The organism is Streptobacillus notomytis, assembly GCF_001902585.1.
Classification (GTDB): domain Bacteria; phylum Fusobacteriota; class Fusobacteriia; order Fusobacteriales; family Leptotrichiaceae; genus Streptobacillus; species Streptobacillus notomytis.
Genome location: NZ_LKKV01000123.1, coordinates 89,971 through 104,480, shown reverse-complemented (window position 1 = coordinate 104,480; position 14,510 = coordinate 89,971). Strand labels below are relative to the sequence as shown.

The 14,510-nt window shown below is 25.1% G+C and carries 12 protein-coding genes and 1 other RNA gene; 12 read left to right on the top strand and 1 reads right to left on the bottom strand.

Annotation, left to right across the window (positions count from 1 at the left end):
* Positions 1 to 113 precede the first annotated feature (113 nt).
* The 6 genes from recA to BUE91_RS06585 all read left to right on the top strand — a co-directional run bounded on the left by recA (position 114) and on the right by BUE91_RS06585 (position 8,204).
* Positions 114 to 1,160, top strand: coding sequence for a recombinase RecA (gene recA / locus BUE91_RS06610; RefSeq protein ID WP_073508355.1), 1,047 nt, complete (start codon positions 114 to 116; stop codon positions 1,158 to 1,160).
* Positions 1,161 to 1,163: 3 nt separating this feature from the next.
* Complete coding sequence (locus BUE91_RS06605; RefSeq protein ID WP_073508354.1) at positions 1,164 to 1,727, top strand: regulatory protein RecX; 564 nt, start codon at positions 1,164 to 1,166, stop codon at positions 1,725 to 1,727.
* Positions 1,727 to 2,308 (top strand): RdgB/HAM1 family non-canonical purine NTP pyrophosphatase, encoded by a 582-nt coding sequence (gene rdgB / locus BUE91_RS06600; RefSeq protein ID WP_066900197.1) that lies wholly within the window; start codon positions 1,727 to 1,729, stop codon positions 2,306 to 2,308. Before BUE91_RS06605 ends, rdgB begins: the two co-directional genes overlap by 1 nt.
* A gap of 10 nt (positions 2,309 to 2,318) precedes the next feature.
* Complete coding sequence (recG, locus tag BUE91_RS06595) at positions 2,319 to 4,385, top strand: ATP-dependent DNA helicase RecG (RefSeq protein WP_073508353.1); 2,067 nt, start codon at positions 2,319 to 2,321, stop codon at positions 4,383 to 4,385.
* Positions 4,386 to 4,465: 80 nt separating this feature from the next.
* Positions 4,466 to 6,244, top strand: a complete 1,779-nt coding sequence (locus tag BUE91_RS06590; protein WP_073508352.1) for an ABC transporter substrate-binding protein — start codon at positions 4,466 to 4,468, stop codon at positions 6,242 to 6,244.
* A 172-nt stretch (positions 6,245 to 6,416) separates the two neighbouring features.
* Positions 6,417 to 8,204, top strand: coding sequence for an oligopeptide ABC transporter substrate-binding protein (locus BUE91_RS06585; protein WP_073508351.1), 1,788 nt, complete (start codon positions 6,417 to 6,419; stop codon positions 8,202 to 8,204).
* Between the two features lie 66 nt (positions 8,205 to 8,270).
* On the opposite strand, the gene BUE91_RS06580 is transcribed toward BUE91_RS06585, so the two are convergent.
* Complete coding sequence (locus BUE91_RS06580) at positions 8,271 to 9,557, bottom strand: MFS transporter (RefSeq protein WP_073508350.1); 1,287 nt, start codon at positions 9,555 to 9,557, stop codon at positions 8,271 to 8,273.
* 123 nt (positions 9,558 to 9,680) lie between these two features.
* Here BUE91_RS06580 and BUE91_RS06575 point away from each other — a divergent pair, with 123 nt between their 5' ends.
* From BUE91_RS06575 to BUE91_RS06550, 6 genes are all read left to right on the top strand, one after another.
* Positions 9,681 to 10,955 (top strand): hypothetical protein, encoded by a 1,275-nt coding sequence (locus BUE91_RS06575; RefSeq protein WP_073508349.1) that lies wholly within the window; start codon positions 9,681 to 9,683, stop codon positions 10,953 to 10,955.
* A 12-nt stretch (positions 10,956 to 10,967) separates the two neighbouring features.
* Positions 10,968 to 11,909 carry a hypothetical protein gene (locus BUE91_RS06570; RefSeq protein WP_073508348.1) on the top strand — a complete coding sequence of 314 codons (942 nt, stop codon included), beginning with the start codon at positions 10,968 to 10,970 and terminating at the stop codon, positions 11,907 to 11,909.
* Positions 11,893 to 12,660, top strand: a complete 768-nt coding sequence (locus BUE91_RS06565) for a Nif3-like dinuclear metal center hexameric protein (RefSeq protein ID WP_073508347.1) — start codon at positions 11,893 to 11,895, stop codon at positions 12,658 to 12,660. The genes BUE91_RS06570 and BUE91_RS06565 overlap by 17 nt, the downstream gene beginning before the upstream one ends.
* A gap of 49 nt (positions 12,661 to 12,709) precedes the next feature.
* Positions 12,710 to 13,041: RNase P RNA component class A (rnpB, locus tag BUE91_RS06560), an RNA gene on the top strand.
* Positions 13,042 to 13,235: 194 nt separating this feature from the next.
* On the top strand, positions 13,236 to 13,571 hold the full coding sequence (locus BUE91_RS06555) for a hypothetical protein (protein ID WP_143605225.1): 336 nt from the start codon (positions 13,236 to 13,238) through the stop codon (positions 13,569 to 13,571).
* A 97-nt stretch (positions 13,572 to 13,668) separates the two neighbouring features.
* Entirely contained in the window at positions 13,669 to 14,208 is a 540-nt protein-coding gene (locus tag BUE91_RS06550; RefSeq protein WP_231097816.1) for a CPBP family intramembrane glutamic endopeptidase, read from the top strand.
* Positions 14,209 to 14,510 lie beyond the last annotated feature (302 nt).

The following is a 14,510-nucleotide window of genomic DNA, read 5'->3' as shown; positions in this document are numbered from 1 at the left end:
TTGCCAAACTCTTTTTATAATCTAACTGTAATAAAAATATAACAGAATATATTGACATTATAAATCAAAAATGATATAATTAATTAATAAATTATTAAAATAAGGGGGAACTCATGGCTAAAAAAGAAAGTGCTACAGTTAATGAAGATAAATTAAAGGGATTAAAGGTTGCATTAGATCAAATCACTAAAGAATATGGTGAAGGTTCTATAATGAAACTTGGTGAAAATAAAAAAATGGATGTTAAAGTTATTTCGACTGGAAGTATCAATATTGACTTAGCATTGGGAATAGGGGGTGTACCTAGAGGAAGAATAATAGAAGTATATGGTGCTGAATCTTCAGGTAAAACAACTATAGCACTTCATATTATTGCAGAAGCACAGAAAAATGGTGGATTAGCTGCATTTATAGATGCTGAGCATGCACTTGACCCTGTATATGCTAAGGCTTTAGGTGTTGATGTAGATGAACTTTTAATTTCACAGCCTGATACAGGAGAGCAAGCATTAGATATTGCAGACACTTTAGTAAGAAGTGGAGCAGTAGATGTTGTTGTAGTTGATTCAGTTGCTGCACTTGTACCTAAGGCAGAAATTGAAGGTGAGATGTCTGATCAACAAATGGGTCTTCAAGCAAGATTAATGTCTAAGGCTTTAAGAAAATTAACATCAAGTATTTCTAAATCAGATACAGTTATGATATTTATTAATCAAATTAGAGAAAAAATTGGTGGATTTTCATTTACTCCAGGTGTACAAACAACTACTTCTGGAGGTAGAGCATTGAAATTCTTCTCTAGTGTAAGAATGGAGATAAGAAAAGGGTTATCTATAAAACAAGGTGAGGATGTTATAGGTACGGAAACTATAGCTAAGATTACTAAAAATAAGGTAGCACCTCCACATAAGGAAGCTAAATTTGCTATTTTATACGGAAAGGGAATTTCACATCTTACAGAAGTATTTGATTTAGCATTGGAATTTGATATATGTAAAAAAAGTGGTTCATGGTTTAGTTTTGGTACTGAGAAATTAGGACAAGGTAAAGTTAATGTTGAAAACTTTTTATCAAATAATCCAGAATTATTCTCTAAAATTGAAGAAGAGGTTATGCTAAAACTTAAAGATCCTGAATTTGTAAGAAATAAGAAAAAATAGAAAATGAAAATAATAGAAAATATTTTAAAAAATAAGATATATATTAATGATGGTGAGATTATAGATATTAATCTAGATATTAAATCTATGTTTAAACTTGTTAAAGGGATGGATATTACTAAAATATATTATGATATAGTTTATGAATCTATGCTATCAAAATCAATATATATTATATCTTTAAAAGATAGAACAGTATTTGAGCTAACACAAAAATTAAATGAAAAATATCGTAGAGAAAATCATTACATTATTAATGATGTAATAGAAAAATTAATAAATTTAAATTTATTAAATGATAAGGAATTTGTATCTAGATATATAACTATTAATTCTAAATATTCAACTAATAAATTAAAGATGAAATTACTTTCAAAAGGAATTTCAATAGATATTGTAAATATAGTATTTTCAGAATTAGATTTAAGTGAAAATCAAGAGGAATTAATAAAAAGCTTTATTTCAAAAAATTCAAAATTGGATAGACAAAAAATTTTTAGAAAGCTTTTAAATAAAGGCTTTGAGTATGAATCTATATTACATTGCTTAAATTGTAAGGAGGATTAATGAAAATAGTATTAGCAACAAAAAATGAAGGAAAATTAGAAGAATTTAGAGCTATGTTTAAAGGTCTAGATATAGAAATAGTTTCTGAAAAGGAATTTAATGTTGGTGAAATAATAGAAGATGGTTTAACTTTTGAAGAAAATTCATTAATTAAGGCAAAAACAGTAAGCAATATATCTGGATTGCCTGCCCTAGCAGATGATTCAGGTTTATGTATAGATGCTTTAGATGGTAAGCCTGGAGTGTATACAGCTAGATGGTTTAATGAATTTGATAATTATAATGATAGATGTAAGAAAATGATTGAATTATTAGATAATCAAAATGTAAATAGAGCTGCAAAATTTGTTTCAGTTATTACTCTTTATTTTCCTAATGGAGAATCTTATGTATTTAGAGGTGAAACAGAAGGAAGTATATCTTATGAATTAAAAGGTGATTTTGGTCATGGATACGATCCAATATTTTATTCTAAAGATTTAAAAATGAATTTTGCTGAAGCAGAAGCAGATTTAAAAAATACTGTGAGCCATAGAGGACGTGCTTTCAAAAAATTAATAGAATTTTTAGAAAATATGTAAAGGATAGGTTATGTATTTAAAAATATATGATATTCTTGAAGAATTTGATATTAAAATTTTAAAAAATGATAAAAAAAACTCTAAGATAAAAGCATTAAAAAAATTAGGAATACATAGTCTTTATGACTTAGTGTATTTTTTTCCACGTACTTACGAAAACAAAGCTAAGTATAAACCAATATCAACATTAGTAGATGGTGAAAATGTAATTATTGAAGGAAAAGTACTAATGATTAATAATGCTTTTTTTAGTAAGAAAAAGATAATTAAAGTTTTATTCGGTGATGGAGAAGGATTAATAGAATTGGTTTGGTTTAATTCCCCATATATATCTAGAACATTAGAAGTTGGAATGGAATTAAGAGTAACAGGTAAGATAAGAAAAAGTAAAAATTTACAAATTGTTAATCCAATTTATAGTAAGATTAATAGTAATAATAGAAATATTACTTTAAATAAAGAAGATAAACTTGATTCAGTTTATTCATTAAGTAGTGGTATAGATCAAAAAAATATGAAAAAAATAATAGAAGAAGTACTTAAAAATTATTTATTTTTATTTGAAGAGAATTTACCACAAAAATATATTATAGAAAATAAGTTGATAAGCAGGACAGAAGCTATAGCTAATATTCACTTTCCAAAGAATAGTTTTATGTATGAAGAAGCAAAAAAAAGAATACTTTTTGAAGAAGCGCTTATACTTGAAATGAAGATATTAAAAAATAGATATAATGAAAATATAAAAAACTCTAACCTATATTTTTTAGATGATAATAAAGATTTAGTAAAAAAATATGTATCAGGATTATCTTTTGAATTAACAAAGGATCAAAAAAAGATTATAGCTGAGATATATAAAGAACTTAATAATGGTAAAATTATTAATAGATTAATACAAGGAGATGTAGGTTCAGGTAAAACTATAATATCTTTAATTTTATTACTTTACATGGCTGAAAATAATTATCAAGGTGTTATAATGGCACCTACTGAAATACTTGCAACTCAGCATTATTTAGAGGTAGTAAAGGAATTTGATAAATTAAACATTCGTGTAGAATTACTTACAGGATCTACTAGAGCAAAGAAAAAAGAAGAAATATACAAAAATGTTGAAAATGGTAATATTAATATTTTAATAGGAACACATTCATTATTAGAAGATAACTTAAAATTTAATAATCTTGGATTAATTATAATAGATGAGCAACATAAATTTGGAGTAGATCAAAGAAATAAGATAAGAGATAAAGGAATATATTCAAACCTTATAGTTATGACTGCAACACCTATACCAAGATCTCTTGCTTTAACTATATATGGTGATTTAGATGTTTCTTTATTAACTACTATGCCTTCAGGTAGAAAGCCTATTAAAACTAAGTGGATAAAAAATATAGAAGAAGAATCTATGTATGAATTTGTAGAGAAAAAAATAAAAGAAGGAAGACAGGTTTATGTTGTTTCTCCTTTAATTGAACAAAGTAGTAAATTAAATATATCATCTGCTGTTGAAACATATGAAAAATATAGGGAAAAATTTTCTAAATATACTGTCGCATTATTACATGGAAAAATTAAATCTAAAGAAAAAGAAAATATAATGAATGAGTTTAAGGAAGGAAGAATAGATATTTTGGTTTCAACTACTGTTGTTGAGGTAGGAGTTAATGTTCCAAATTCAAGTATAATAATTATCCTTAATTCAGAAAGATTTGGATTATCTTCTTTACATCAATTAAGAGGTAGAGTAGGTAGAGGAGAGCATTCATCATATTGTTTTCTTTTATCTGATACAGAAAATGAGATATCACAAAAGAGATTACAAGTTATGGAAGAAACCTTAGATGGATTTAAAATCGCAGAAGAAGATTTAAAATTAAGAGATACTGGAGAAATATTTGGAATAAAACAAAGTGGTATATCTGAATTAAAATTATTAGATATAGTTAATGACATTCAAGTAATTTTAACAGCTAAAAAGTTTTCTGAAGAATATTTATTTGAAAATTTAGGTTTGATAAAAGATGAAACACTTAAAATAGATGTAGAAAATCTATATGAAAATAGGTAAAATATATTTAAAAAAATTTGTAATAAATCATATTTTTTGATACAATTATGGATATAACTGTAATAAATTTAGGAGGAAAAATGAAAAAGTTATTATCATTAAGTTTAATGTTAGCTTCTCTAGGGTTATTATCATCTTGTTCACCAGGTGGATCAAGATCAGAAAAATCTAGTAAAATAGATTTGAATTTCCCATTAGAATACACAAATGATGCACCAGAAGTAGAAGGAGCAACATATATGGTTGCTATGGTTACATCTGTACCATTTAAAGGGATTTTTTCACCATTACATTATCAAGATAATCTTGATTCAAATATTATTTCATTAATAAATGAAGAATTTATATGGAGAAATGAAGATTTTGAGATATTAAATGTAGAAGGAGGAATTGCTACTTTATCATTAGACACTGAGAAAAAACAAATTATTCTTAAGTTTAAAGAAGGGTTAAAATGGTCAGATGGACATCCTATGGGTGTTGATGATTTAATCTATACTTATGAAGTTATTGCTCATCCTGATTATACAGGAGTTAGATTCTCACCAATAGATTATTATTTCATAAAAGGTATGGAAGAATACAATAAAGGTAAAGCATCTAAGATATCAGGATTAGAGAAAATATCAGATACTGAATTAAGAATTAATGTAACTGATATAACATCTAAAATAGTTACTGGTGGGGGACCATTAGTAGCAAACTTATTACCAAAACATGATTTAGCTGGCATTCCTGTTAAAGATTTAGAATATTCAGATAAAATTAGAAGAAATCCTTTAAGTAATGGTAAATATGTAATTAAAAATATTGTTCCAGGAGAATCTGTAGAATTAGTTCCAAATGAATATTACCATTTAGGAAAAGTAAAAGTTGGGAAGGTTATTTTAAAAACATTAACTCCACAATTAGCTGTTGAATCTTTAAAAAATGGAGATTTCTTTGAATATTTAGATTTACCACAAGATTCATATGAAAAGTATAAAGATTTAAGTAATATTACTGTAATAGGTAGACCTGATTTATATATACAATATTTAGGATTTAACTTAGGTCGTTTTGATAAGAAAAAAGGTGAAAATGTAACTGATAGAGATACACCTTTACAAGATGTTAACGTTAGAAAAGCTTTATCTTATGCTTTAAATATAGATGAAGTTTCTTCTGCTTACTATAACGGGTTAAGACAAAGAGCTAATGGTCAAACACCCCCTATATTTAAAAAATATTATGATGAAACATTAGAAGGATATCCATATAATCCAGAAAAAGCAAAAGAATTATTAAAAAAAGCTGGATATGAGGATACTAATAATGATGGAATAGTAGATAAAGACGGTAAAAATTTAGAATTGAAATTTGCAGCGATGTCTGGATCAGATGTTGCTGAACCAATTACACAAGCATTTTTACAATATTGGAAAGAAATAGGAGTAAATGTAACTTTAACTACTGGTAGATTATTAGACTTTAATTTATTTTATGATAAAGTAGAAGCAAATGATAAAGATGTAGATATATATATGGGAGCATGGTCAGTAGGAACAGCTTTAGATCCTTCATCTTCAAAAGGTAGAGATGCTATGTTTAATCTTACACGTTTCACTAGTGAAGAAAATGATAAATTACTTGCAGAAATTTCAAATTCTAAAGGACTTTCTGACTTAGAATATAAGGTTAATGCATATAAAGCATGGCAAAAATATTACGTTGATCAAGCAGTAGAAGTACCAATAATGTTTAGATATAAAGTAACACCTGTAAACAAAAATGTTAAACATTCTAATTTATATACAGATACAAAAAGAGCTAATGTACTAGAATCAGTTGTAAGTTCTTCTCCTGCAAAGGCAAAATAATATAAATTTGAGAACTATCCTAATTAAAATTAGGATAGTTTTTTTATACAACTCAAAACATTAATCATATATATTAACAAAATAAATAATATATATTTGCTTAATAATAAAAAGAGTGATATACTGATATCAATTAGAGGAAGAATAAAAACAAATATTTAGGAGGAGAATAATGAAAAAAATATTATCAGCGAGTTTAGCACTTGCTAGTTTGGGACTTTTAGTATCGTGTGGTCCAGGAAAATCTAAGTCAGAATTAGGTAATAGTTCTGCGGTTAGTTTGAATTTCCCTATGGAGTATAAAAATGATGGGATTGTTGATGAGAATGCAGAATATAAGGTTGCACTTGTAACTTCATCACCTTTTAAAGGTGTTTTATCAAGGCTACATTATAGTGATGCTTATGATGGGGATATATTAGGATATATAAATGAAGAAATTTTTTGGAAAAATGAGGATTTTGAAGTATTAGATGTTGAAGGAGGTATTGCAAAATTATCATTAGATCTAGAAAATAAGAAAGTAATAATTAAATTTAAAGAGGGACTAAAATGGTCAGATGGTCATCCTATGGGTGCAGATGATTTAATATATTCTTTTGAAGTATTAGGACATAAAGATTATACAGGAATTAGATATGATGAATCTGAACATGGTAAAATAGTTGGAATGAGTGATTACCATGCAGGTAAGGCTAAAACAATTTCAGGAATTACTAAAGTTTCTGATACAGAAGTACATATACAATTAGTTGAGAATAATTCTAAAGTAATTACTGGTGGAGGACCTATTTCAATGGGTAGCATACTTCCAAAGCATCATTTATCAGATGTAGCTATGAAGGATTTAGAAACTTCCGACAAATTAAGAAAAAATCCTCTTTCAAATGGTAAATTTGTTATAACAAAATTAATACCAGGAGAAGCACTGGAATTAGTGCCTAATGAATATTACCATTTGGGAAAAGTAAAAGTTGGAAAAGTTACTATTAAAACTCTTGCACCACAATTAGTAGTTGAAAGTATGAAACAAGGAGAATATCATACTTATTTAGAAATCCCTGGAGATGCATATGATAAATATTCTAGTTTAGATAATTTAGCAATTATTGGTAGACCTGATCTTTACTATTCATATTTAGGATTTAATCTAGGACATAGAGATAATGAAAAAAATGAAAATATAATGGATAGAGATACACCTTTACAAGATGTTAGAGTTAGAAAGGCACTATCTTATGCATTAAATGTAGATGAAGCAGCTTCAGCTTTCTATAATGGTTTAAGAAGTAGAGCCAACGGGCAAACTCCACCAGTATTTAAAAAATTCTATGATCCTACAAATGTTGGATATCCATATAATCCAGAAAAAGCTAAAGAATTATTAAAACAAGCTGGGTATGAAGATACTGATGGAGATGGATTTGTAGATAAAGATGGTAAGAAATTAACACTTAAATTTGCATCTATGTCTGGATCAGATGTTGCTGAACCATTAGCACAATTTTATATACAAAACTGGAAAGAAATAGGAGTAAATGTTGAGTTAACAAATGGAAGATTACTTGAATTCCAATTATTCTATGAAAAAGTAAAAGCAAATGATCCAGATATTGATATATATGCTGCTGCATGGGGAGTAGGAACATCACTTGATCCTTCACAATCAACTTCTAGATTTGCAGCATTTAATATGACTCGTTTTGTAAGTGAAGAAAATGATAAATTACTTGAAGCAATTTCAGATCCTAAAGGATTAGAAGATCCGAATTATAAGGCAGAAGCATATAAGAAATGGCATAAATATTATTTAGATCAAGCAGTAGAAGTACCACTTATGTTTAAATATGCTGTTTCACCAATCAATAGGGCAATTAAGAGTGCAAACTTGTATACAGATACAGCTAGAAGTATTGTATTTGAAGGTGTTATAAGTGCACCAGTTAAAGCAACTAACTAAATATTTGTTCTTATATAAACCGATGTTATATTTAATGATATAATATCAAAAAGAGGGTATAATCAATTACCCTCTTTTTAAGTTTTTAAAAAATATACTAATTTGACATAGTATTATAGTAAATAAAGATGAAAATATTGCTATTAAAAATATAGTTTTATTTGTATTTATATAAAATATTCCTTTTGGTAGTAATATATATATAAATTTATGTATGCTATCTCCAAAATATATTCCTGCAGAGAAGAAAGCTTGAAATATACCCATACTAATATTTCTATATTCTTTATCAAAGTATTGTAATGCAATTGAAATTATTGATGTATAAATTAATCCATATCCAAAACCGTTAAATATGTATGAGAAGAAAACTAAATGAGGATTATTTGTTACTATAACAAAAATATAAAATATTATAGTTGAAATTATTCCAAATTGTAATATTCTTTCAATAGAATGTTTTTTTATAAAATATGTACCAACAAGTACACTTGCACATAATTGAGGTGCTGCAAACATAGCATCATTATAAGCTAATAAAAGTGGTGACATTCCTATACTTTTATTATACACTATCATATTAGGACCACTAGTTGCAAATTTAACAAAAGATTGTAAAAGTGCTATTATACAAATATATATAAAAGCCTTATTAGTAATAATTTTCTTAATCTTTGGTATTGAAAATGAAACTTTTTTATACTCTATATCTTTAATAAAAGTTGTTAATAACAAAGTTATAAAAGCTATAGTTGTTGATACTAACCAAAGTAGTGAATAATTTTTAATAGTATTTGATGTTCCAATGTATTGTATAGGAGCTGCTATAAATTCAGCAAGTAATGGTGCAGATGCAAGTATAGAAGTAGATACTGCAGCTTGTTCTTTTGCAAATGTTTCAGAGAAAATAACATTAAAAATGGCAAGCATTGAAGCACAGACTCCCATAGATAATGATGATAAATATAATGTATTGTAACTAGGTTTTAAATATACTGAAATAGAAGCTATCATCATAAATACCATACCTAGTTGTATAAATATTTTTTTTCTATTTAACATATCACTAACGAAGAATAATGGAAGTCTAAGTATAAAGCTAATAAGACCATAAGCAGCTGTAATCTGTGTTGCAACTATGATATTAAGTCCTAATCCTCCTATATTTATAGGGTCTATTGCATATGCTTTTCTATATGCTCTAATTATACTAACACTAGACCAAAATAGGACTAATATCCAGAATATAATAATCTGTTTTTTGGTTAATTTGTATTTTTTTGTTAAAAAATATATTAAATAAAGAATAATTATTATCATAAAAATTGATGTAATTATTTTGGGATTTAACATTCTAATGCTCCTTTATAAATTTTATAGACTATTATACAGTTTTTTATATTTTAATTCAAGTAAGACTAGAAAAAAAGCTATAAATTTGATAAACTTGTACTAAAGGTATAAAAAGGAGAAAAAATGAAAAAGTATATATTAATATTGTTTATATATTTATCGACTATTGCTTTTTCTATAGAAGTAAAAGGATTTGTAATCTATCTAAGTGATGCCGAAATTAAAAAAATAGAAAAGAAAGAAGAAGTTAATGATTATTTAGATAAAACATATCCTGGGAAATACTATGCAGAGAGATTGGGTAACGTGATATATATATATCCAAGAATACAATATATTAAGTTAAATTCTAATGAATATAATATGAACAGTATTTTGAAAGCTTTACCTGATATATACATAGGAAAGATACTAAGAGATGTAGATTTTTTAGTTGATGCCAAAACAATAGAGTTATTAAAAGAACAAAAAATAATAAACCTGTATTACAGGGTTGCAGTTGATGGTGATGGAACTGTAGGAGTAATAATAGATGAAGTAAATGAAAATAGTGATGATGTAAAATTATCAGTTGGATTTGATAATAATGAAAGTGTTGCAAGTATTGAATACATTAAGGGTAATTTTAGAGAAAATGATGTATTAAATTTTGAAACAAATATATATTTTAGAGATATAAGTGCTGATATTAATGTTGGTTATACTATTTTTGATTTTAAAAGAAATGAAAAATATTTATTTAGTGGTGGTTTAAATAAGGAAGATGGCTTATTTATTAAAGCAGAGGCACAAAAATATGCACTTAGTAATAAAATAAAATCATATGAATATTTTATTAAGCCAGATATTAGTTTAAAATATTCATATTTAGATTCACATAAAATAACAGTGAGTATGGGTATGAATTATAAAATGAAAGTAATTTCAGGGTTAAAGATTAATTTAAATACTAATATAAAATATGAAAATAGATTTTTAACAAATGACTATAACATATTTTTTGAAAGTAAGCTTAATAGTTCAATAGATCTTTCAAGTGATGCTAAACTTAATAATGAAATTTTCCTTAAATTTGCAACTATACCATTAAAAGACAAGTATAAAATTAAAGTATATGATGCAAGAATAATAGAAAATAATATTAAGGGAGGAGATTTAGCATTTGTATTTAAAACTAATTTAGACAGTTTTAAATTATTTGATTCTCAACTATATTTTTTCAATGATTTGATAGTATATAAGAATTTTGGAAATAGTGCAACTTTTACAAATGGTACTGGAGTAGGAATAAAGAGTAAATTTTTACCTGTTGATTTAAATGGGTATTTTGGTTTTGGATTTAATTCAAATAGTAAAGCGGGAATTTTAGGAGGATTAAATACAGGTATAAAATTTTAATGTGAGGTAATAATGGAAAGTAAATTAGCAAAAATAATTTCAGATATAGAGAAAAATAATAAGGTAAACTATAATTCTATATTTATAAGAAAAGATATAAATGATTTAGATGTTTTAGGAACTATAATATATTGTTTGAAAAATAATATAGATGATGTTAATGAATCATATGATTTAAATTATGCAGATATAGATAATGCACACTTTAACGACGGAGAAATTGAAGATTATTTAAAAAACTATAATGAATCTGAAGAGGATTATTCAGATGAGATTTTAAATGAATTTGTGAAAATAGCTATACATGAAAGTATAAAAAACACTAAAATTAATTTTTCATTTAATGATGTAAAGCAAGAAGCATTAATTACAGTTATTAAATTTAAAAATGAATATTATGATAAATTTTCAAAGAGTTATGATAAAGATTTTTTAAAAAATATATTAAGACTTTTTGTTAGAAGATCTTTAATAAGTTATCAATATAATGAATTATCAATATATTCTGAACAAGAATATTTATTTTTATTATACATTAAAATTATTAGTGAGGTTAATGAGGGGGAAAAACTAGATGATGTGTTAAATAGAGTTGGAATCACTAAAGAATATTATAATGAATTATCTAAGGTTTTTGAAAATAAAGAGTTTTCATTAAGTTATGATGAAATAAAAGAAGAAACAGAAAGAATAAAGAGAAAATATGAAATAGCTTTAAATACAAATAGATTAACATTTTTAGAAGAAACAGTATTATCTATGTATTTAGGTTTAGATGGAAAAAGATTATCTATATCAGAAATTGCTAAAAAGAATGAGACAAATAAAGAAAATATACAAGAATTAATAAATATAAGTATAATAAAATTATCTTTAATTTTTAATATGGATGTATTAAATTATTTAGAAAAAGTACAATCTGATTTGGAGGGAATAAATGATAAGCTTATCTAAATTAATTAAAGAGTTTGAAGAACAATTTCCAAGAGAATTAGCTGAAGAGTGGGATAATGTTGGAATACTTGTTGGAGATATTAGAAAAAAAGTAAATAAAGTTATGCTGTGTTTAGATATAACAAGGGAAGCAGTAGATTTTGCAGTTAATGAAAAAGTAGATTTAATAATATCTCATCACCCATTTATTTTAAAAGGTCAAAAAAAGATATTATCAGATAATGTTATAGGTTCTAAGATTATTGATGTAATAAAAAATGATATAGTAATATATTCTGCTCATACAAATGTAGATGCAGCAAAAGGTGGATTAAATGAATACATTTTGGAAAAAATGAATTTAGAAGGTGAAATGTTAGAAAGTGAATTAATAGCATTAAGAAGGTTTAATTTAAAAGAGAAAAAATCAATTGAAGATATTATAGGTATAATAAAAGAAAATCTAAAAATAAAAAATGTTAGATTAAGTAGGGCGATGGATAATAAAATGGTAAGAAAAATTGCTGTAACTACTGGTTCAGGAGATTCTTTTATTTCTTTAATTAGAGGTAAGGTAGACCTATTTATCACAGGAGATTTAAAACATCATATTTCACTTGATATGGGAGAAGAAAATTTACACTTATTAGATATAGATCATTATGGAAGTGAAAAAATTGTTGTTGAACTTTTTGAGAAGAAATTAAAAGAAATAGATAATGAAATTGAAATTATTAGATTTGATTCAAAAGAGGTATTTGAATATCTATAAGGCGAGTTTATACTTGCCTTTTTTATTCTTTTGTTATAAAATATTTATGTTGGTATCCCAGCTAATCGCAAGATTTATCTTGAGGAAAGTCCAAACTTCATAGAGCAATGGTGGCAGTTAACAACTGCTGAAAGTAATTTTAAGGAAAGTGCAACAGAAAGTAAACCGCCTGTATAGGTAAGGGTGAAAGGGTGAGGTAAGAGCTCACCAGAGATATAGGCAACTATATTTGCTTGTAAACCCCACCAGAAGCAAGAATGTAAAAAAAAGAATATAGGGCTGCTCGTCCTTCTTTTGGTTATTCGCTTGAGCTTGTATGTAAATACAAGCCTAGAAAAATGATTAGCAAATACAGAATTTGGCTTATGGGATGCCAATTTAACGATTAAAAATAAGTAAAAAATATGACTTTGATGAAATACTCAGATATTAATTTAATTTTTTATTACATGCATTGGATAACTAAATAATCATACAACAAAAATAAAAAAAGAACTTTTGTTTTTATAAATTTATATGTTATAATGAATATAGAAGAATGAGTGGCACATTCAAAAAAAGAAAGAAGATTTTTTATGAAAAAAATATTTGTTATTTTGTCTATTTTATTTTTAGGAACTATTAATTTTAGTGAGGAGTCAAATGGTATTGAATTAAAAAAAAGTACTAATATTGAATTTAAAGAAGATAATCAAATTAGCCTAAAAGATATTGAAAATACAGGATTAAAAGAAAAGATTATTGAAGTTGTTGTAAGTAAAGTTGTTGATGTTGTTGTTGATAAAGTTTCAAACGAAATTTCTGAAAGATTCAATGGTACTGAGTCTGAAAAAAAAGAAACTGAAAAAGAAATTCATGAAGAAAAGAAAGTTTGTCCTCCTGAATTAAATGGAACTTGTTATACAGAATAATAAAATGAAAATAATTGTAAACTTATTAAAAATTTTATTATTATTTTTTCTTTTAAATTATTTAAATTTATTTTTATTTAAGGTAGTAGAATTTTTTGTGAATAAAGATTTAATAACATTAGATTTAGTTTTTATTATTAATTTAATTGGTTCAACTATTTTAATTACTTTATTTAGTTATTTATCAAAAAATAATAAAGAATATTATAAATTAAATTTAAAAAGTATATTGATAATCATTATTGTTATAATAATAACATTGGTTTTAGAAGTAAGTTTAAGTCTTTTTTTGGACTCAACAGAACAAACAATTATTTTTCATAAACGTATGAATTATTATAAATCAGTTAATAAATTACTGTTGATATTACAGATAATAGTATTTTCTCCAATAGAAGAAGAATTATTTTTTAGGAAAATTATTTTCACATATTTAGAAAATCGTAAATTAGCTCTGATTGTTTCAATAATTTTATTTGCATTTGCTCATTCATATTTTAATTTAGAAATTTTTATTTTATTTTTACCTATTTCTATAATAATTTCATTAATTTATTATAAGACAAATTCTTTAAAAGTGAATTGTATATTTCATATGTTATTTAATTGTTTTGCTATCATTAAATATTTGATATAAACATATACCTAAAAAGGGGATATTGTGCATTGTACAAAATCTTGTATAGAGATTAAGGTGTGCTTTGCAAAATATACCCCTTTTTGTATTTAGATATATTTATTTTTCTTTAAATTTAAAATTAAATTATATATACTACATTTAAATTATAGCTGATTTTATAAAATATTATAATACTAATAAATTAGGATATAAAGCCTTTTTTAATTCATTCTAACATTTGACATAAAAAAGATAAAAGAGTATAATAATATAGTAAAAACTATATAAATAAATTATTAAAAATAGAGAAAAATTTAAAA

Bases quoted from the DNA above. Each gene is read 5' to 3' on its own strand.
- BUE91_RS06575 (WP_073508349.1), top strand. From the start codon at position 9,681: ATGAAAAAGTATATATTAATATTGTTTATATATTTATCGACTATTGCT.
- BUE91_RS06590 (WP_073508352.1), top strand. From the start codon at position 4,466: ATGAAAAAGTTATTATCATTAAGTTTAATGTTAGCTTCTCTAGGGTTA.
- BUE91_RS06605 (WP_073508354.1), top strand. From the start codon at position 1,164: ATGAAAATAATAGAAAATATTTTAAAAAATAAGATATATATTAATGAT.
- BUE91_RS06570 (WP_073508348.1), top strand. From the start codon at position 10,968: ATGGAAAGTAAATTAGCAAAAATAATTTCAGATATAGAGAAAAATAAT.
- BUE91_RS06585 (WP_073508351.1), top strand. From the start codon at position 6,417: ATGAAAAAAATATTATCAGCGAGTTTAGCACTTGCTAGTTTGGGACTT.
- BUE91_RS06565 (WP_073508347.1), top strand. From the start codon at position 11,893: ATGATAAGCTTATCTAAATTAATTAAAGAGTTTGAAGAACAATTTCCA.
- BUE91_RS06555 (WP_143605225.1), top strand. From the start codon at position 13,236: ATGAAAAAAATATTTGTTATTTTGTCTATTTTATTTTTAGGAACTATT.
- recG (WP_073508353.1), top strand. From the start codon at position 2,319: ATGTATTTAAAAATATATGATATTCTTGAAGAATTTGATATTAAAATT.
- BUE91_RS06580 (WP_073508350.1), bottom strand. From the start codon at position 9,557: ATGTTAAATCCCAAAATAATTACATCAATTTTTATGATAATAATTATT.
- recA (WP_073508355.1), top strand. From the start codon at position 114: ATGGCTAAAAAAGAAAGTGCTACAGTTAATGAAGATAAATTAAAGGGA.
- rdgB (WP_066900197.1), top strand. From the start codon at position 1,727: ATGAAAATAGTATTAGCAACAAAAAATGAAGGAAAATTAGAAGAATTT.